The 18,284-nt window shown below is 41.7% G+C and carries 17 protein-coding genes; 11 read left to right on the plus strand and 6 right to left on the minus strand.

The features are described from left to right. Positions 1-110: 110 nt before the first annotated feature. Positions 111-1,898 (minus strand): aminopeptidase P family protein, encoded by a 1,788-nt coding sequence (locus H5164_RS00550; RefSeq protein ID WP_182754209.1) that lies wholly within the window; start codon positions 1,896-1,898, stop codon positions 111-113. Between the two features lie 275 nt (positions 1,899-2,173). Between H5164_RS00550 and H5164_RS00555 the strand changes: the two genes are divergently transcribed. Then, positions 2,174-3,388 (plus strand): Xaa-Pro peptidase family protein, encoded by a 1,215-nt coding sequence (locus H5164_RS00555; protein ID WP_182722482.1) that lies wholly within the window; start codon positions 2,174-2,176, stop codon positions 3,386-3,388. Between the two features lie 107 nt (positions 3,389-3,495). On the opposite strand, the gene H5164_RS00560 is transcribed toward H5164_RS00555, so the two are convergent. From H5164_RS00560 to H5164_RS00570, 3 genes are all read right to left on the minus strand, one after another. Next, on the minus strand, positions 3,496-3,966 hold the full coding sequence (locus tag H5164_RS00560; RefSeq protein ID WP_182754212.1) for an FKBP-type peptidyl-prolyl cis-trans isomerase: 471 nt from the start codon (positions 3,964-3,966) through the stop codon (positions 3,496-3,498). Between the two features lie 102 nt (positions 3,967-4,068). Further along, entirely contained in the window at positions 4,069-4,419 is a 351-nt protein-coding gene (locus tag H5164_RS00565; RefSeq protein WP_182754215.1) for a DUF1294 domain-containing protein, read from the minus strand. A 105-nt stretch (positions 4,420-4,524) separates the two neighbouring features. Further along, positions 4,525-5,673, minus strand: coding sequence for a DUF418 domain-containing protein (locus H5164_RS00570; RefSeq protein ID WP_182754218.1), 1,149 nt, complete (start codon positions 5,671-5,673; stop codon positions 4,525-4,527). Positions 5,674-5,978: 305 nt separating this feature from the next. On the opposite strand from H5164_RS00570, the gene H5164_RS00575 reads away from it, so the two are divergent. Then, positions 5,979-6,659 carry an SDR family oxidoreductase gene (locus tag H5164_RS00575; protein WP_182742087.1) on the plus strand — a complete coding sequence of 227 codons (681 nt, stop codon included), beginning with the start codon at positions 5,979-5,981 and terminating at the stop codon, positions 6,657-6,659. Positions 6,660-7,128: 469 nt separating this feature from the next. Here H5164_RS00575 and H5164_RS00580 read toward each other — a convergent pair whose 3' ends face one another. Continuing rightward, positions 7,129-7,386: a hypothetical protein gene (locus H5164_RS00580; RefSeq protein WP_310736161.1), complete on the minus strand. Its 258-nt coding sequence runs from the start codon at positions 7,384-7,386 to the stop codon at positions 7,129-7,131. Between the two features lie 697 nt (positions 7,387-8,083). On the opposite strand from H5164_RS00580, the gene H5164_RS00585 reads away from it, so the two are divergent. After that, positions 8,084-8,533, plus strand: a complete 450-nt coding sequence (locus H5164_RS00585; protein WP_124017882.1) for a PA2169 family four-helix-bundle protein — start codon at positions 8,084-8,086, stop codon at positions 8,531-8,533. Between the two features lie 242 nt (positions 8,534-8,775). Then, the gene (locus H5164_RS00590; RefSeq protein WP_124017883.1) at positions 8,776-8,967 is read left to right on the plus strand and encodes a CsbD family protein; all 192 of its coding nucleotides are present in this window, start codon (positions 8,776-8,778) and stop codon (positions 8,965-8,967) included. A 301-nt stretch (positions 8,968-9,268) separates the two neighbouring features. On the opposite strand, the gene H5164_RS00595 is transcribed toward H5164_RS00590, so the two are convergent. Beyond that, positions 9,269-9,745 (minus strand): hotdog fold domain-containing protein, encoded by a 477-nt coding sequence (locus tag H5164_RS00595; protein ID WP_182722487.1) that lies wholly within the window; start codon positions 9,743-9,745, stop codon positions 9,269-9,271. A 192-nt stretch (positions 9,746-9,937) separates the two neighbouring features. Here H5164_RS00595 and H5164_RS00600 point away from each other — a divergent pair, with 192 nt between their 5' ends. The 7 genes from H5164_RS00600 (at position 9,938) to H5164_RS00630 (ending at position 18,272) form a co-directional block, all read left to right on the plus strand. Beyond that, positions 9,938-10,822 carry a DUF368 domain-containing protein gene (locus H5164_RS00600; RefSeq protein WP_182698986.1) on the plus strand — a complete coding sequence of 295 codons (885 nt, stop codon included), beginning with the start codon at positions 9,938-9,940 and terminating at the stop codon, positions 10,820-10,822. Between the two features lie 497 nt (positions 10,823-11,319). Continuing rightward, positions 11,320-12,282, plus strand: a complete 963-nt coding sequence (locus H5164_RS00605; RefSeq protein ID WP_220487700.1) for a DUF523 and DUF1722 domain-containing protein — start codon at positions 11,320-11,322, stop codon at positions 12,280-12,282. Between the two features lie 11 nt (positions 12,283-12,293). Continuing rightward, a complete protein-coding gene (phrB, locus tag H5164_RS00610; protein ID WP_182754221.1) occupies positions 12,294-13,727 on the plus strand; it encodes a deoxyribodipyrimidine photo-lyase in 1,434 nt (477 codons plus the stop codon). Between the two features lie 277 nt (positions 13,728-14,004). After that, positions 14,005-15,216 carry an NnrS family protein gene (locus H5164_RS00615; protein ID WP_182754224.1) on the plus strand — a complete coding sequence of 404 codons (1,212 nt, stop codon included), beginning with the start codon at positions 14,005-14,007 and terminating at the stop codon, positions 15,214-15,216. 161 nt (positions 15,217-15,377) lie between these two features. Continuing rightward, complete coding sequence (locus tag H5164_RS00620; RefSeq protein ID WP_182754228.1) at positions 15,378-16,799, plus strand: ammonia-forming cytochrome c nitrite reductase subunit c552; 1,422 nt, start codon at positions 15,378-15,380, stop codon at positions 16,797-16,799. A 220-nt stretch (positions 16,800-17,019) separates the two neighbouring features. Continuing rightward, on the plus strand, positions 17,020-17,523 hold the full coding sequence (locus tag H5164_RS00625; RefSeq protein WP_404716985.1) for a nuclear transport factor 2 family protein: 504 nt from the start codon (positions 17,020-17,022) through the stop codon (positions 17,521-17,523). Next, positions 17,523-18,272, plus strand: a complete 750-nt coding sequence (locus tag H5164_RS00630; protein WP_182754231.1) for an SDR family NAD(P)-dependent oxidoreductase — start codon at positions 17,523-17,525, stop codon at positions 18,270-18,272. Before H5164_RS00625 ends, H5164_RS00630 begins: the two co-directional genes overlap by 1 nt. Positions 18,273-18,284: the final 12 nt, after the last annotated feature.

Consider the following 18,284-nt stretch of genomic DNA (forward strand, 5'->3'; position numbering starts at 1 on the left):
GCTATGACCTAGTTTGAACTTAATGGTATTTCACTAAAAGGGCTTTAGACGAGTTATTCGTCTAAAGCCCTATATTCAGTGCTCGCGCGTTAGGTTGTATTGGTTAACGCTTAAATCGCAGCAGTTACTTTATTGAGCCAAGTTAATTCATCACCTTGCATTAATGGCGCTAAGGTTTGACGAACTTTTTGCTGATATTGATTAAACCAATTGACTTCAACATCAGTTAACAATGACTTATCAATTAAGCGTGCATCCATTGGAATATGGGTTAATACATCAAACTCATACATTTCACGCTCTGCACCTGCCAATGCTTGGCAATGTTGCACTGTGACTAGGTTTTCGATGCGAATACCAAAACCATCGGCGCGGTAATAACCAGGCTCATTCGACAATACCATTCCTGGTAGTAATGCCACGCCATTGACGTTTTTGCCAATACGCTGCGGGCCTTCATGAACACTTAAAAAGTGACCGACACCATGGCCAGTACCATGGTCATAATCAAAACCATGCTGCCATAAATACTGACGAGCAAACGCATCGAGTTGTTGACCAGAAGTGCCTTTAGGGAAACGGGCAGTATCAAGGGCAATATGGCCTTTTAATACCAGCGTGACCATTTTCTTCTGCTCATCGGTCACCTTGCCAATGGCGATGGTGCGAGTGACGTCTGTGGTGCCATCTAAATATTGCGCGCCAGAATCGACCAAATAAATGCTGTCCATGGTCATGGTGCTTGGCGTGCCATTATTGTGGTTGTAATGGCACATAGCGGCATTGGCGCCGGTAGCTGAAATGGTGTCAAAGCTTGGTTCGCGATACAGCGGGTCTTGTAATCTAAAGCTTTCTAATTTGTCAGCCAGTTGGGCTTCATCATGCATGATGTGTTGCTCAACTTGGTTGTCTAACCAGGCTAAAAAGCGGCTCACTGCTGCGCCATCACGGATATGACATGCACGCATACCGGCTAATTCGGCGCTATTTTTTTGAGCTTTAGGTAATGCAACAGGGTCACTACCTACAATCAGCTTTGCGCCAGCTTTTTGTGCGAGTAGTTGCGAGTATGCGTTAGCAGAATGTGGGTCAGCTAATAACTTAACCCCCTTCATTTGTGCCAACACAGAAGCCAGCTCTGCTTCATCTTTAAAACTCACGCCAGTACCAACGTGCGCGGCAATATTTTGCGGCACTTTGGCTAAATCGGTAAAAAAGGTCATGTCGCCATTGGTTGATAATAATCCACAACCAAGAATGACGGGGAAGCGTGGTACATCATTACCACGGATATTGAGTAACCAACAGCATGAGTCTAATGCTGCAATTAGAGCGACGTCGGCACCTTGTTTTTTAACCAGCACACCAATTTGTTGACGTTTCTCAACGCTATTACGTCCTGCTCCTTGATGACTGAATAGCGTCATGGTTGATGCTGACGGTGCAGGGCGATCTAACCAACTTATATCGATTGGGTTGTTATCTACGTCGACGAGATTGATGTCGGCTTTATCAAATTGTGCTTTAGTTTGTTGATACCAAGCTAGGGTGTGTAAACGGCTATCGATACCGACACTCGCGCCAGCAGGTAACGTCTCAATTAACCAGTCAATTTGTGGATCGTCATACAGACTTAAATATTCAAACAAGTTACCGTCTACTTGTTGACGCACTTGCACTGTGTAACGGCCGTCAGTAAATATTGCCGCGCGGTCTTTTAGCACAATAGCCATGCCAGCAGAACCGGTAAAGCCAGTGGCCCAATGTAAACGTTCATTACGGGCAGGTACGTATTCACCTAAATATTCGTCAGCGCGGGGAATGATGAATGCATCTATTTGATTTACTTCAAGCTGCTGGCGAATGGCGCTAAGGCGCGTAGCAATAATATTGGACATGGTTTCTCCATTGGAGGCGACTGATGAACTCAGCTCTGTAGAATGAAGGCTGATTATCGCAAGTGTGACGGCAAACTGGCAAGTGAAGTCGCTGACATAATGTTTATCAATCAGACAAAAATTGTAAACTTATATTGTATACAATGGTAACAAAGCGATGCAGACGGTATTCTTATCGGTAGTAACTATCTTGTATATTTGGACAAGATAAGACGATTTGATTCAATCATTCTATTGCTAGATAAATAACAATAAAAATAACTAAAGGAAAACCTATGACAATCGGTGTCGGCGGCGTTAGCCCGCAACAAGCATTAGCCACACTCACTAATATGACTCATGGCATAGGGTTGATAAGTGATGATGAATTTAATCGACGAATTCAACATGCACAACGATTGATGGCACAACACGGTTTAGATGCGATTTATGTTAATGCTGGCACTAACTTGTACTATTTTACTGGCACTCGTTGGTTTGCGAGTGAGCGTATGGTTGGTGCGATTATCCCTGCTGTGGGTGAGGTGCAGTATATTGCGCCAGCTTTTGAGCTCGATACGTTACAGGGATATATGACCATTAAGGGCCAAGTGAATACGTGGCATGAGGATGAAAGTCCATTTCAGCTATTTGCCGACGTGTTAGATAACATTGGCGTGAGCCAAGCCAAAATTGGTATTGATGAGTCAACCGCCTTTTTCATCAGTGATGGCATAGCCCAAGCCGCTCCACAGCATCGATTTGTCAGCGCCACAACGGTTACAGCTGGATGTCGGATGATGAAGTCGGTTGCTGAAATTGCCTTAATGCAACGTGCTAAAGATATGACCCTTGAAGTACATAAAGCGGCGGCCAGCATATTATACGAGGGTATTACTACCATAGAGGTTGAAAACTTTATTCACCAAGCTCATGTTGCCGTTGGTGCGCCTAAAGGATCGTATTTTTGCATCGTACTATTTGGCGAAGATACTGCTTATCCGCATGGGGTTAAATCGCCTAAAGCATTAGCGCTAAATGATACTGTCCTGATTGATACAGGGTGTCAGTTACAGGGATATAATTCAGATATCACCCGTACTTATGTATTTGGTGAACCCAACGCTCGTCAACGTCAGTTATGGCAACTTGAACAAGATGCGCAAATTGCCGCATTTGAGGCGGCGCAAATTGGTACACCGTGTGGCGAGGTAGATGCTGCTGCGCGCAAAGTACTTGAAGCTGCTGGTTTTGGTCCCGGTTACGCAGTTCCGGGCTTACCTCATCGTACAGGCCACGGTATTGGTTTAGACATTCATGAATGGCCATATTTGGTGGGTAATGATATTACCCCGCTGGCGGTTGGTATGTGCTTTAGTAACGAGCCAATGTTATGCGTACCAGGCGAGTTTGGTATTCGTCATGAAGACCATTTCTATATGACAGCGCAAGGGCCTAAATGGTTTACACCGCCGGCGAAGTCTATCGATGATCCGTTTTATCTAGCATGATAATCAAATTGTTATCGAGTGAAGCCTAATGAGTCAATAACCCATAACAAAAAGCCTCCAACAAGGAGGCTTTTTTATTTTCAGTTTAAACTGATACTCAGTGCTGATTAGTTAATCTCAAATAACTCAACGTCAAATATGAGTACAGAACCACCTTCAATTTTGCCGGTGGAGCGATTGCCGTAAGCCAATTGGCTAGGAATATAAAAACGGAATTTATCGCCAATACTCATTAGTTGTACACCTTCGGTCCAACCAGCTATGACTTGGTTTAAGCCAAAGCTGATCGTTTCGCCGCGATCAACAGAACTGTCGAATACTGTACCGTCAATCAGTGTACCGTGATAATGCACGGTGACTTTACTTTTTGCGCTCGGATGTTCAGTGTTTTCGCTTTTGACTAATACTTCATATTGTAAGCCCGATAAGGTTTGTATCACGCCTTCGCGTTTAGCATTTTCAGCTAAAAAAACCTTACCTTTCTCAATATTTTCTTTCGCGGCTTTAGAATTGTTAGATTGAGTAAAAAAATAAAAAATAACGCCCGCAATGACCAGTACGGCCAAAATCATACGCATAATTGATCTCGAATTGTTGGGTAGATAGTGCGACTAGTTTAACGCAAAAACTGCTGGGCTAATACTTCTCAACGTAGCTAAAGGTAACATTGAGCTAAGAGGTTAACGGTATGCGTCTAATAACGGATGCCACAGCTGGTAACACAATAAGCTTAGCCCTGCTGAGTTGAGTGCGATACAACACCACAACACCCATTTAAAAGATGATTTTTGGGTTTTATGGCGTAAGTGATATTGCCCAAGTAGCGCTGCAGGCCAGCCGCCAATTAAGGCAAAAAATTGTAAGGTACTTTCTTTTATGCGCCATTTCCCTCGTTTAGCCGCCGATTTGTCGCGGTAGTACAAGGTAAATGTGAGCAGATTAATTATGCCATATACTCCAGCAAGCCAAGGCTGGACTGCAGCCCAAATAGCACCGATAAGCAGTAACATTAACCAAGCAAATTTATTCATGCTAGCGTCAGCCCAGTAAGAGTAAGTTCATCTATCTGATGAGATAGAGCAATATTGCACAGAATGTCTGTTACAGACGATTTTCTCATAAGTATTGATTATTCATTAGCTGGTACGTGAGACTAGCATACGCCAAAGCTTTTCTAGCGGACCTTGATTAAATATACGTAAATAGACATCGGCTAACACCAGCTGTAACAGGCTGTAGATAATTGCAATTAATAAGTAACCTATTCTATCTAGCGAGTAAAGCCACTCTGGTGCGATATAACGTAGTAGCAATATACCGACAATTGATTGCAGAATGTATAAACTAAATGCCAGCTTACCAACGTTCTGCAGCAGAGTTAATCTATGGGGAGTATTTTTGCATAGCTTTACAATAATATGGATATAAATCAAAGCAGTAGCAAGCGCGCTGAACCATAATGATAGATCTGATATCGCTTCCCACATTGGATTACCGCTAAGACTCAGCAGTGAATCTAATGATGACAATACCACGGCCCAAAACACACATTGCCACAGGGTTTTATTGTCCAGCCCATCAATAAATATATTACGTTTATATAACGCCATACCCAATAGCATTAAGCCTGCGATATACCACATTAACGTTAATGGGATCACCGCTAACATGTAAGCAAACAAGCTTAAATGCAGCTTCAGTTGTTGCCAATAGCTGCCGGTCCAAGCCGACAGTTGCTCAGTGAAAAAAGCTGATTCGCGTGAGTAAACTTGATCGTCAGGCATCAGTGAAATAAGCGCGATGGGGATTAGTGATAAAAAGATAAACCATTTAGCCTTGCTAATTAGCTCATCGGCACTGAGTCTGATGTAGCGAAAAGCTAATAGTCCTGCGACACCATATGATAATAATATATCGCCGGGAAAGATGAATATGGCGTGTATTACGCCAAAGGCAATTAGCCAATATTGGCGGCTTTTTATGTGTTTATTCTTCTGGGTAGTGGTGGCTGTATCCATTTCCATTTGCTGGCGTTGGTATTGGATTAACATTCCTACACCGAAAATCATCGCAAATAGGCTAAAGAAACGACCTTCTAAAAAGAAATTGCTAAAAATGAGTATGCCAATATCTGAGCTGGGTTGAACTTCATGGGGAGCATACCCGAAAAAGCTATTGCCCATAAAATAGATATTAAGGAAGAAAATACCTAATACGCCAAGCCCTCTAATCGCGTCAAGATTAGCCAAACGTATCGGTTTACTCGGAGCAGTTTGCTCATCCATGTCAGTTGTAACGTTAATAACCGAATTCCTTTTGCTATTAGCTATTTATGAACCCTCTTTATTCATTAAAGAGGCGCTGTTAGAGATTACCAACCACCTGTTGTAATGCAACTAGATAATGCGTTTAAGCTTGAAAAAGCCATTATATAGGCCCAACGTTGAGTTTTGTACTGAGTAAAGTGGTATCTGTATTGCATAGCTATAACCATACCTAGCAGCGATATCGCATTGCTGTTGTTTTTATCGATACCATTTCACAGAAAAAACCAACAAGTTAAGTAATGCTTGAATTAAGGATAAATCTCATGACAAATGAAAAAATAATATTGATTACCGGTGCCTCTAGTGGCATAGGTGCCGCAACCGTAGATAAGGTACTAGAAGCTGGACACAAAGCCGTGATCACGGCAAGAAGCACTGATAAACTTAATGAAATAGCTAAACGTTGGGGCGAAGACAAGGTCTTGGCGGTAACGGCAGATGTATCCAAACTGGATGAGATTAACAATGTCGTTGCCAAGGCGAAAGAGAAATTTGGTCGAATTGATGTTGTCTTTGCTAATGCCGGTACTGGTGTTAATGCTGCTGGCATTGAAAATGGCGATCCAGATGAATGGAAAACGATGCTCGACGTCAATATTAACGCTTTATTATTTACCGCAAAAGCCAGTTTACCTTCGCTAAAAGAAACGCAGGGGCACTTTATTATTACCAGTTCAATTGCTGGCAAGATAACGCTTAAAGGCTCTGTTTATGGCGCTTCAAAATGGTTTGCTTACGGGTTTGGACAGAATTTGGCTGCCGAAATGGCTGAATGGAACGGACGGTGTACCACGATATGCCCCGGCATGGTTAACACGCCATTTTTCGATGAGGCTAAACCTGACAAACTAGACCCTAGCGATATAGCAGATGCTGTTATATATGCTATTTCTGCTAATCCGCGATGTGATATACGTGAAATAACCCTTATGCCAACTAAGTAGCGGGAATAAAGTAGCGTAAGTCATTAAATTAGTTTGTTTAATTCATATTTTATTAACGTAAATTTTCTTCATAGCCATAGGGATAGCTTGCCGATGCACCGCATCAGCGCTAGCCCTAAAGCAAATTAATCGATTATCCTATCAATTCTTCTTACCTAACAGGGCACAGCTAATATAGTCGTGTTTAATAATACGGTGTAATAGTTACATTAGCGCTGTAATACTTACCTACAATACACTTAGTTAGGCCTCTGCCTTTGTTTCATTTTATGGTTGTATAAAACGGTATAAGAGATTATTTAGATATGTGCTTACTGGCTGTAAAGTATATTACGGGCTGAATCGTTATCTAAAAAAGCTCCAACACATTTTAGTGTTGAAGCCATTGATAATCAGCTTTGGATAAAAACATGGGGCTATTTATCCCGAATCACTACGATTAAAATTTATATTTAAACCCGACCGAGGGCTATTTTAAATCGGTTGAGAAATTAGCATCATCAATATCATCGGTTGCACAATCATCGGTTGCACTATCAAGGTTTAAGTCACTGTCATATAGTGTGTCGTCGACATCAGCGGTCCAGCTTTCGTTGATATGATAACTAATACCAACACTAGCAAATAAACCTTCATCATCAGTGCTGTCGCGAGCGCCAAGAACCGAATAATCAGTTTTGTAGCACAATTGACCACCATGGACATAAAAACTGATGTTGTCTGACACTGGCAAACCTAATTTTAAATTTAGGGAATAGCTATTAGTATCTGCATTGGCTAAATTCTTGCTCTAGTTACCAAAGTCAATGTAACCATCTTCAACTGCAATGTATTGATTCAATCCATAATCTGCAAATGCTTGATATGCATCTTTGTCGTCATCTCATTCTTCGTCGCCGTCTACTCGGAAATAACCATAGTTAGCAGCCATCTACTTCTGGATTATATGTTTTTGCTTGTACGCTAGTGTTTAAGATACCAGCGGTAATAAGTGTACCCACTAATATTGTCTTTTTCCTTACATATCCCACCACTTAACTCGAGTTGAAGTGAGTTAAATAGGTGAGCTTTTTGCGCTGCCACAAACCGCATAAACATTGACGACTTAATTCGCTATTTAATCTTTTATTCACTCCAGTATAAACATTAATACTCCACAAGGCTTGGTTAAATGATTTGAGTCAATCATGTAGATATCAGACAAGTTTATGTTCTCTATTGGGGAGTAAATTAAACCACAACCGTGTGTGTAAAAACTTCATATTCCTTGTAAATTATTCATCTTTTATAGATTAAGCAGATCAAGGTTGATTTTATTTTTCAATAAAATCAAGTTGATAAGTTTATTTTATTATTGGGGTGTTTATTGCATCTAAGAAAGTAAGCTAACAATGGTTAGTAGTACAGTCAAAACAGGAGTGAATATGTTAAATCAAAAAACAAGTGTAGAGAATGTAACAGATGTCATCCAAGTTATGAGAGCTGGTGTCGAGTTTTACCAAGACGCAATTGAGAAGGTCAGTAACCCAGCGCTCAAAAGTACTTTCACCAAAATGGCCACGAAAAAAGCCACAGCGATTCAAGCATTACAACCACTTGCCATTGCTGAGCAAGGTGATATTGAAGATGGGAGTTCTTTTGCGGTAGAGTCGCGCAAAATATACACCAAATTTGTGGCAGTGTTCTCAAGTGATGAAGACTACACCTATATTAAGCAACTTGAAGAAGTTGAAGATAAGGTGCTTGAAGTGCTGGATGATGCAATCGATAAAAATCAACAGGGTCAGGCATTGCTTATACTGACCAATATTCGAGCGGATGCGCAATCGATGCACGACGAAATGAAAACTCTGCAACAGTTACAGAAAAACTAGTACTGGTTCATTGTGTAAATGCCCTGCGGCGGGGTATTTGAAAGCTTGGTTATAATCTCTAAAGCCGGACTACGGATTAGGGATATATCTAAATTATAGCTGTCGCTGATGTGTATTTAATACCGAGCCATATCATCAATACACATCATTGGCTGTGGGTTTTGTCCAAGATGTAATTATTTAAGATGGATATGTCTACTGCGGCGACCCAGAATTTTTCTCACATGGAGGAGTATTTAACTATGAATAACGACATTATTAAAGGTAAATGGAAGCAGGCATCTGGTTCACTAAAAGCACGTTGGGGTAAATTAACCGACGATGATTTACAGGAAATCGATGGAAAACTTGAGAAATTCCAAGGTAAGATGCAAGAGAAATATGGTATGGCTAAAGATGAGGCTAAAAAGGAATTCGACAAGTCACACTCTTAGCGTATAACCAATGAAAAAGGCGTCATGTTATATGACGCCTTTTAAAGCTCAGACTCGAACGATCTCTGAGCTGATGCAAATGCAATTGCTTATTAATCAACAAGATGATTAACTAGGTTCTGCCATTCAAACTGACTAATCTCGTCTGAAATACCTTAACTGTGAGCTTTACAGTCATCATAGAGCATAGCAATTATGATGATTTATATTGGCTTGCGCACAGCGTTATTAACATTATGCCTTTCAATCAGTTGAATAAAAAACTCAATAAAAACTGTGGATATAGACAACCTTTAGTTAATTATTTTTGAGGTTTCTGTGAAATCCACAGTTTAATGTGCCCTTGGACGACCACCACACCATTGGTATCATAGGCTTTAACATCGACTAACATATCGCCCACTTGCCACTGCTCTGGTTTTACCTCTGCAACACATAAAATATCACTCGCCGCTTTTGCGGTGTAATCGACCGACATTCCTTTTGGTATCCAACGTAAATGCGCCGGAATCGATGCTTCAGCCATAGTGCCCATAGCCATTTCTAAACCATTACAAATAGCAATAACATGCACAGTGCCAATATGATTTTGGACTTTTTTACGCTTTTTGATTAAACATTCACAACGGTTTACACGTAAATCGCTTATGTAAGGATGTACTGTGCCAAAATAGGGCGCCATACGCGCTACCATTTTAGAGAATATATGCTTACCAAAAGGGTACGCGGTCACTTTTTGATATAGCGACATGACTTTATTAGATTTAGTTTGGGCCATTGGAAAGACTCTGGTTATTGTGTAAGTAAGTTGTCTGGTCGGATGAGGTTAGCATTGTTGTAACCTGCGGTGAAGTCATGATCAATATTTTCCATCGCTCATTACACTGGCCACAGGTATAATTTACTTGATTAGACACTTTAAGGATGAATTTTGAAAACTGACTCACTGATATTAAATTATTTTAAAGGTATGGCTATGGGGGCGGCAGATGTTGTTCCTGGGGTGTCTGGCGGCACAATTGCATTTATTACCGGTATTTTAGACCCGCTGTTGGATGGTATTCGCAAAATTAATTTGTCGTTAGTGGGGGTGATTAAACAAAAAGGGATTAAAGGTGCTTTTTTACACATTAACGGTCCTTTTTTATTGTGTGTTTTTGGCGGTATTTTAACCAGCATTTTTACCTTAGCTAAATTAATTTCTTGGCTATTAGCGACGCATCCTATTCCTGTGTGGTCGTTCTTTTTTGGCTTAATTTTGTTTTCTGTGGCTCACATGCTCAAGCAAGTGGATAAATTCACTGTTGTTCGGGTTGTTATGTTTATTGTCGGTGTCGCATTTGCATGGGCAATCACAGTGTTGCACCCTATTGAAATGCAGGTGAGTTACCTTAACTTCTTTTTCTGTGGTGCCATTGCTATTTGCGCCATGATATTACCAGGCATTTCGGGCAGTTTTATTTTACTGCTCTTAGGGATGTATCCTGCGGTGTTAGCTGCTGCAAAAGGGTTTGATATTGTTTATTTAGCCTGTTTTGCTTTAGGTGCTGTTGCGGGACTATTGAGTTTTAGCCATGTGTTATCAGCATTGTTGCGTAAATTCCACGATGCGACTTTACTCTTTTTAACTGGGTTGATGTTAGGCACGCTCGGTAAAATCTGGCCATGGAAACAAGTGATTAGCTGGCGTGAAAACTCTAAAGGCGAGTTAGTGCCATTGGTTGAGCAAAATTTATCTCCGTTTCAGTTTGAGCACATTACCGGTGAGTCATCACAAATGATCGTCGCTATAGTGTGTCTGCTGATTGGGATTGGTTTGGTTTGGGGCCTAGAGCGCGTGGGTAATCGAGCGTAAAACTCATTTAACATTTCAATCAGTGGCGTTGAGTTAACGCCTTAAGTTGCATATGAATAAAAAGCAGAACTTAGGTTCTGTTTTTTTATCGCTATTTTTAAGTAAGCTTATGTTGGTGTTATGTTGGTGTTATGTTGGTGTTATGTTTTGCCGCAAATGGTTGTTCGATAATAAGCCAATAACGCACTAGAAGGTGGCTTCGGATGCTATCCAAATGGGCGGCTAAAGGGTCTTGGTTATCTTGATACAATGAGTTTGTTATCAGGTTTTGTTTAGCATGACTAAGTGGCACATCTTATACTGCGATTGAAAACCGTTTGCTGCGAACAAACTTTAACCTCCCTAATCTTATGTTGCACAAAACCACAAATATCCCTATAAACAATGAACTTAATTTTGTTTTATTCGTATATTTGGTCTAATTACATATGCGTTAACTATGCTATCTTTTTTAATCCCACCTTGGGAATATTACTTTTGCCACAGGAGTGCATAACATGCCAGATATCGATATATTTGTGCCAGAAAAAATCCAGATTGGGATCAGCAGCTGTTTGCTGGGTAACCAAGTTCGTTTTGACGGCGGCCACAAAAACTCCTATTACTGCAGACAAGAAATTGAACCGTTTTTTGAATACACCACAGTGTGTCCTGAAATGGCTATTGGCATGGGTGCACCACGTAAAAGTATTCGCCAAGTGCGAGATGGCGATATTGTCCATATCCGCAGTGCCGATGGCTCGTTAGACGTGACCGATAAATTGAATGAATACTCTCAAGCTAAAGTAGAAGAGTTAGACTACCTTGGTGGTTATATTTTATGTGCTAAATCGCCAACGTGCGGTATGGAAAGGGTAACCGAGTACAAAATTGGCACCAATAATGGAACCAAGACTGGTGTCGGCGTGTTTGCCAAGAAATTAATGGAGCGTTATCCACTATTACCAGTAGAGGAAGAAGGCCGTTTACATGATTTGCCATTAAGAGAGAATTTCTTTACTCGAGTGTTTGCCTATAACGATTGGCGTAAAATGACTCAGTCGGGGCTAACTAAGCACAAGTTAATGCAGTTTCATTCGCGTTATAAGTACTTACTTATGGCACATAGCCCCCAATGGTATCGCGAGCTAGGCCCTATTCTGGCTGATATTCAAGATGTTGAGCAGTCGGCGCAGGTATACTTTGAGGGCTTTATGACCGCGCTTAAAATTATTGCCACCCGTAAAAATCACACCAGTACTTTGCAGCATATTCAGGGCTATTTTAAGAAGAAACTGACGGCAGCCCAGAAAGAAGAATTAAGCGAATCGATTTTAAAATATCGTCAAGGACTATTACCTTTACTGGTTCCTATTACCTTGATCAATCATTATGTGCGTGAGTTTCCGACACCCTATATTGAAGAGCAAGTGTATTTAAATCCGCACCCTGAAGCGTTAAAGCTTCGTTACGCCTATTAGGTCGAGTGTTAATGACTTCTATGAATAGCTTGATGTGGTTCAGGCAAGACTTACGTGTTGCCGATAACCCAGCGTTAGTCGCGGCTTGTCAATTTGCCAAGCAACATCAAAGTAAGGTTAGGGCTGTGTATATTGTGACTCCGTCACAGTGGGCGCAGCATGATGTTGCGCCAATACAAATTAACTTTATTCAGCGGCACGTCAATTTATTAGCCCAGTCACTTGCCGCGTTAGGCATACCGTTGGACGTACTGCATCTTGAGTGGTTTAGTGATACTCATGCCGCGTTAAATGATTACCTGCAGCAGCATAATATTGATGCCGTGTTTGCCGGTAGCGAGCCGGAAATTAACGAACGCCGCCGCGACAGTGGCTTAATTGAGCAAGGGTTACCCCTGACGTTAATTGATCAAGACTGTGTATTGGCAAGTGGGCAAGTGCAAAATTTGTCTGGTGATATGTATAAGGTGTTTACCCCATTTTCGAAAAAATGGAAAAGCATTGCCAGTCAAAAAGCGATAGTCCCCCTCGCAGTGCCAGCTCCAGTTGCGGCAGCCTTGCCATCACCTGCCGCTATTGAGTTTACTTGCCCTTCGCGTAACAGCGAACAATGGGCTGCTGGCGAAGGTGCAGCAAAGCGAATACTTGAACAATTTTTAGCAAGTCAGGTTGCAGATTATCAAGCAGAACGAGATTTCCCCGCCCTTGAAGGCACGAGTCGCTTATCACCCTTTTTAGCTATCGGAGTGGTGAGTTCTCGTCAATGTGTTGCGGCAATATTAGCGCGATACCCAGAAGCATTAGTTGATGATACTTGCGCGGCGAAAACCTGGTTAAATGAGCTTATTTGGCGTGAATTTTATCGACATCTGCTCGTGGCATTCCCCTATTTATCAATGGCGCAAAATTTTAATGAGCTGGGTAAAGGGATTGTTTGGCGAAATAATGCTCAGGAGTTTACCGCCTGGTGCGATGGGCAGACGGGTTATCCGATTATTGATGCTGCCATGCGCCAATTAAATCAAACGGGTTGGATGCATAACCGCTTACGTATGGTGGTCGCCAGTTTTTTAACCAAGCACTTATTGGTCGATTGGCGCTGGGGTGAACGTTACTTTAGACAGCAATTGATTGATGGAGACTTAGCGGCCAATAATGGTGGTTGGCAATGGTCTGCTGGCACCGGATGCGATGCGCAGCCTTATTTTAGGGTATTTAACCCTATGACCCAAAGTAGTAAGTTTGACCCTGATGGCAGTTTTATTAAACGTTACGTTCCAGAGGTTGCTCGCTGGTCGTTAAAAGATATCCATGAACCTAAAACGGTTAACGTTAATGACTTATTTGCCTCACCACAAGGCGACAGTTATCCAAAACCTATTGTTGAACACAAGATGGCCCGCCTCCGGGCAATAGAAGTGTTAAGTGCGCTAAAGCGTGGTTAATCCTATTTATTGTCACTACTGACGAGCTATTGAGTTGATTAACTTGACTGCTTAAGTTCGCAAATCGGTGAATACAGTTTAAGGCCGCTATTATCTCTTATGATAATAGCGGCCTTTTTTTTGGGCTTAGATCACACTATGGGCTTGGCTAAGCGGTCGATTGGTGGGTATTGATTGAAGCAGTTCAATTAACGGCATAGAATGACTTATTAAAGATTTAAAATTTATGCATGTTTAAATCTTATTGCTGTTATGCCACTAAGTGAGTGAACTGTTTATGTTAAATATTGATGATCCTGCGGAAACTGATAACACTCCTGCTATATGGCGTTTAGGCTTTAGACCATTTTTTTTGGGTGGGGCGAGTATTGCGGCCTTATATATTCCATTGTGGTTAATGGGTTGGTTTACGCCACAATTTAGCCTATTTAACAGTGAATTTTGGGCTAACGTGGTGCCGTTATGGTGGCATCCTCACGAAATGTTATTCGGCTTTGCCATGGCGATAGTATGTGGCTTTTTACTCACAGCCGTTCAGGCGTGGACTAACCAACCGACCATTAAAGGGCGCGTATTAATGATCACCTTTGGGTGTTGGTTTATTGCTCGCTTGATGTTGCTGTTGCCAATGAATATTCCTTTATTTTTACCGGCAATATTCGACAGCTTATTTTTAGGCTTGAGCGCTTATGCATTGTGGCGTTGTATTTATCCCGTTAAGCAATGGCGAAATATTGGGTTTCCGCTGCTATTGCTGGTGGCCTTAGTGGTCAACTTAGTCAGTTACTATGCTCTGTCTGAACGTAACTTCTCGTTATCAACTCAATTGTGGCAAGGGATGATTTGGTGGTTCGCCATGGTGATCACTGTAGTCGGTGGCCGCGTGATCCCATTTTTTACCGCAATGAGAATTAAACAACCCAAACCCGATCCCATTATCGCACTCGAGAACACGTTAATATTGGCAATGGGTTTACTGTTTATTCAAGCCATCACTCATTGGCTTCCTAAGGGGGCAGAGCAACTGCTGCTTGTTGTTGCAGGCATATTACATTTACTCCGTTTTGCACGATGGCAAGCACATAAAACCCTAAAAGAGCCGATGTTATGGTCGTTACATATATCGTATTTTTCGTTGCCTATCACACTGTTATTAATGGCTGTAAATATTGATAACGAATATGCCTATCGTACCTTGCTGCATCTGTTTGCCATTGGCGGGATTGCTTCATTATGTTTATCAATGATTTCAAGAGTTTCACTTGGGCATACTAGTCGTAATATCTACCAAGGACCTAACATGACCTGGGCATTTTTATGTGTGCCGCTTGCTGCAGTGTTACGTGCCGTTATGCCTTTGTTGATGCCTGAATACACGCAAATTTGGTTATGGGCAGCAGGGGCTTGTTGGTTTATGGGCTTTGGATTATTTGTGTGGTTTTACGCGCCGATATTAATGCGACCACGTCTTGATGGTCGTCCGGGATAATCTGGCCACTGTATCTTTTATATCAAGTTATTTAAGTAATAACCCGGCTAGGTAGTTAAACAGACGGTGTCATAACCAGTGAACCCATTTATAGATAAGCAGTACTTTAGGCTTAGTTCTCAAAGATTAATTAACGTGATGAATAAACAAAGGTTAGCAATATGATGGATCTACTTATCGAGGTGATAATGAAGGCTACGCAGCCGATGCGAAGCAAGGTAGGCTTAAGTGTTATTCTTGGGGCAATAGCTCTGTTGAGTCTAACCTCTTGGTCGCTCAAAGGTGCTGAGGTGGATCCTAATCAACTAAAGTTTCCACAACAATATGACTCATGGCAAGCAACCGAAGACCAAGTAGAGCGAGACGATATACTGGCGCAATATCCTGCCAATATCATTTTATGGGCAGGTTCATCATTTGCCAAAGAATATCATAGCCCTCGCGGGCATCAGTTTGCTGTAGCTGACGTGACACATACCTTGCGAACTGGTGTTGCAATAGCTGAAGGTGACAAAGGTTTATCAGCCAGTTGCTGGACCTGTAAAACACCCGATGCCCCTAGATTGATTAAAGAAATGGGTATTCAAGGTTTTTCAGGTGCCAATTTTGTCGATTTAGGCCGTGAAATCAAATCCGTTGTTTACTGCAGTGATTGTCATGTTGATGGCAGTGCTAAACTCGCATTACCTCGACCACATGCACAAGATGCGATGGCAAAAATTAAACTGCCTTTTGATAGGCAAAACCACACAATGCAAGGGGCACAGGTTTGTGGTCAATGTCATGTGAGTTATTATTTCCAGCCTGAAAATAATAACAAGGTTAATATTCCATGGATTTTTGGCAGCACTGCCGATGAAATTGAAAAGTATTACGACACACGTCGCTTTTACGAATGGATCCACCCTATTTCTAAAACCCCAATATTAAAAGCGCGTCATCCAGAGTTTGAACATTGGAGTCGTTCGGCTCACGCTAAGCAAGGCGTGACCTGTATAACCTGTCATATGCCGCCTGCGACCGATGAAAAAGGCGCTACATTTACTGACCATAAGGTTGGTGGTGCATTAGACAATTTTGATCGTAGTTGTGTAAATTGTCATAGCAGTAAAGCGGCCATCACCAAAAAGCTTGATAAAACCAAAGCTACTATTGATGCCAAAGCACGACATGTAGAGTCATTGCTGATTAAGGCGCATTACGAAGCCAAAGCTGCGTGGGATGCGGGGGCTACATGGGCGCAAATGAATGATGCGATTATGGCTATTCGTCATTCACAATGGCGTTGGGATTTTGCCACTGCATCGCATGGTATGTATGCTCATAACCCTAAAGAGGGGATTGAACTACTGGATAAATCGACTGAACAGGTTATTTATGCCCGTCAAGCATTGGCCCGCATATTAAGTCAAATGTCAGTTACTGAAGTTGAGTACCCAGATTACAGTACCAAAGAAAAAGCCCACGCTGCTATTGGCTTTGTTGAAGCCGACGCGATGAAGGCGAAACACGCATTTATTCAACAGGAAGTTGATAAATACTGGCATCCAGTGGCCAAAACAGGTTACTCAGTTTCTGAATAAAACACACTATTACTGACTTTATTAACGCCTAAGCTTTGCTTAGGCGTTTTGCTGTGTGGCTCATTTAACATGTTGATCTACTTTTGCGAGTATGTCGTATCAACCCCCATAAGTTTTTATTTGTTTCACGGTCATTAAATGCTTTTATCTGATTGTCACATAAGGCATTGTTATATTTATGTTCCGTGAGTTTTTAGGGTCGCGTGGTAGGAGTCTGTTAATGCAAGGTGCACAATCGATAGTTGATACTCAATCAGTACCATTAAATACGGACAATTCTGCGTCTGTGAGTGGTCATCCGGCTATTGTTGATGCCTTTATTAATATGTATCAACAGCTCAATAAAGATAATTTGTTTCTACTCAGTCAAGTCTATCGCGATGATATTTGCTTTAGAGATCCGATGCATCATGTCCAGGGCATGGAAGCATTAACGCATTATTTTGCCAACATGTATCAAAACGTCACCCACATTGAATTTGATATCAAAGAAGTGGTCATCAGTGCTGATAATCAGCAAGCCGCTTTGTATTGGACCATGAGTTATACACATCCTAAATTATGTAAAGGCCAGCTAATAAATGTTGAAGGCATGTCGCAACTTAAATTTTCCGATAAGATATTTTCTCATAGAGACTACTTTGACCTAGGACAAATGCTCTATGAGCAAGTGCCTTTTTTAGGAGGTCTCATCGGCTTACTTAAAAATAGGGTGGCGAAGTAATGGCAACTGTTAACGCGAGTTCCAAGGCCGTATTAATTACTGGAGCCAGCTCAGGTATTGGGTTAGCTTTAGCTGAATATTACCTTGAAAAAGGTATTGCTGTAATAGCTTGTGGCCGAAATTCTCAAGCATTAGAGGCGATTACCGGCGCCACACCGTTAGAATTTGATATTACTGATAATGAGCAGGTACAAGCCGCCGCCGCTAAGCTTAAGCAACTATTGCAGCATAATGGTTGGCAGCTACAGCAAGTGGTATTGAATGCCGGAAGCTGCGAATACATTGATGATGCATTGCATTTTGACTCAGCTTTATTTGCGCGAGTGATCAATACCAATGTGGTTGCTATGGGTTATTGTCTAGAACATTTTTTACCGCTTTTAGGCCGTGGTGCTCAGCTGGGGCTGATGAGTTCAAGCGCCACCTATCTGCCGTTTCCGCGTGCCGAAGCCTATGGCGCATCAAAAGCGGCCATTACTTATTTAGGTCGCAGTTTACGAGTTGATCTTGCCAAACATGGGATTGGGGTTAGCGTGATTTGCCCAGGTTTTGTGAAAACCCCCTTAACCGCTAAAAATGACTTTGCTATGCCAATGCAAATCTCGCCTCAGCAAGCCGCTGTGGCCATTTATAACGGTATGCAACGCCAGAAATGTGAGATCCATTTTCCAACCAAATTCACTTGGTTACTTAAATTAGCCTCTTTATTGCCAGAAAAATTATTAGTGTCTTTATTGGCTCCTAAATAGCTTGCTCAAGTC

This window comes from Shewanella sp. SG41-3 (genome assembly GCF_014164545.1).
GTDB lineage: Bacteria > Pseudomonadota > Gammaproteobacteria > Enterobacterales > Shewanellaceae > Shewanella > Shewanella vesiculosa.

Bases quoted from the DNA above. Each gene is read 5' to 3' on its own strand.
- H5164_RS00565 (WP_182754215.1), bottom strand. From the start codon at position 4,419: ATGAATAAATTTGCTTGGTTAATGTTACTGCTTATCGGTGCTATTTGG.
- H5164_RS00595 (WP_182722487.1), bottom strand. From the start codon at position 9,745: ATGGCCCAAACTAAATCTAATAAAGTCATGTCGCTATATCAAAAAGTG.
- H5164_RS00615 (WP_182754224.1), top strand. From the start codon at position 14,005: ATGTTAAATATTGATGATCCTGCGGAAACTGATAACACTCCTGCTATA.
- H5164_RS00550 (WP_182754209.1), bottom strand. From the start codon at position 1,898: ATGTCCAATATTATTGCTACGCGCCTTAGCGCCATTCGCCAGCAGCTT.
- H5164_RS00555 (WP_182722482.1), top strand. From the start codon at position 2,174: ATGACAATCGGTGTCGGCGGCGTTAGCCCGCAACAAGCATTAGCCACA.
- phrB (WP_182754221.1), top strand. From the start codon at position 12,294: ATGACTTCTATGAATAGCTTGATGTGGTTCAGGCAAGACTTACGTGTT.
- H5164_RS00600 (WP_182698986.1), top strand. From the start codon at position 9,938: ATGGCTATGGGGGCGGCAGATGTTGTTCCTGGGGTGTCTGGCGGCACA.
- H5164_RS00590 (WP_124017883.1), top strand. From the start codon at position 8,776: ATGAATAACGACATTATTAAAGGTAAATGGAAGCAGGCATCTGGTTCA.
- H5164_RS00575 (WP_182742087.1), top strand. From the start codon at position 5,979: ATGACAAATGAAAAAATAATATTGATTACCGGTGCCTCTAGTGGCATA.
- H5164_RS00560 (WP_182754212.1), bottom strand. From the start codon at position 3,966: ATGCGTATGATTTTGGCCGTACTGGTCATTGCGGGCGTTATTTTTTAT.
- H5164_RS00605 (WP_220487700.1), top strand. From the start codon at position 11,320: ATGCCAGATATCGATATATTTGTGCCAGAAAAAATCCAGATTGGGATC.
- H5164_RS00620 (WP_182754228.1), top strand. From the start codon at position 15,378: ATGATGGATCTACTTATCGAGGTGATAATGAAGGCTACGCAGCCGATG.
- H5164_RS00585 (WP_124017882.1), top strand. From the start codon at position 8,084: ATGTTAAATCAAAAAACAAGTGTAGAGAATGTAACAGATGTCATCCAA.
- H5164_RS00625 (WP_404716985.1), top strand. From the start codon at position 17,020: ATGCAAGGTGCACAATCGATAGTTGATACTCAATCAGTACCATTAAAT.
- H5164_RS00570 (WP_182754218.1), bottom strand. From the start codon at position 5,673: ATGGATGAGCAAACTGCTCCGAGTAAACCGATACGTTTGGCTAATCTT.
- H5164_RS00630 (WP_182754231.1), top strand. From the start codon at position 17,523: ATGGCAACTGTTAACGCGAGTTCCAAGGCCGTATTAATTACTGGAGCC.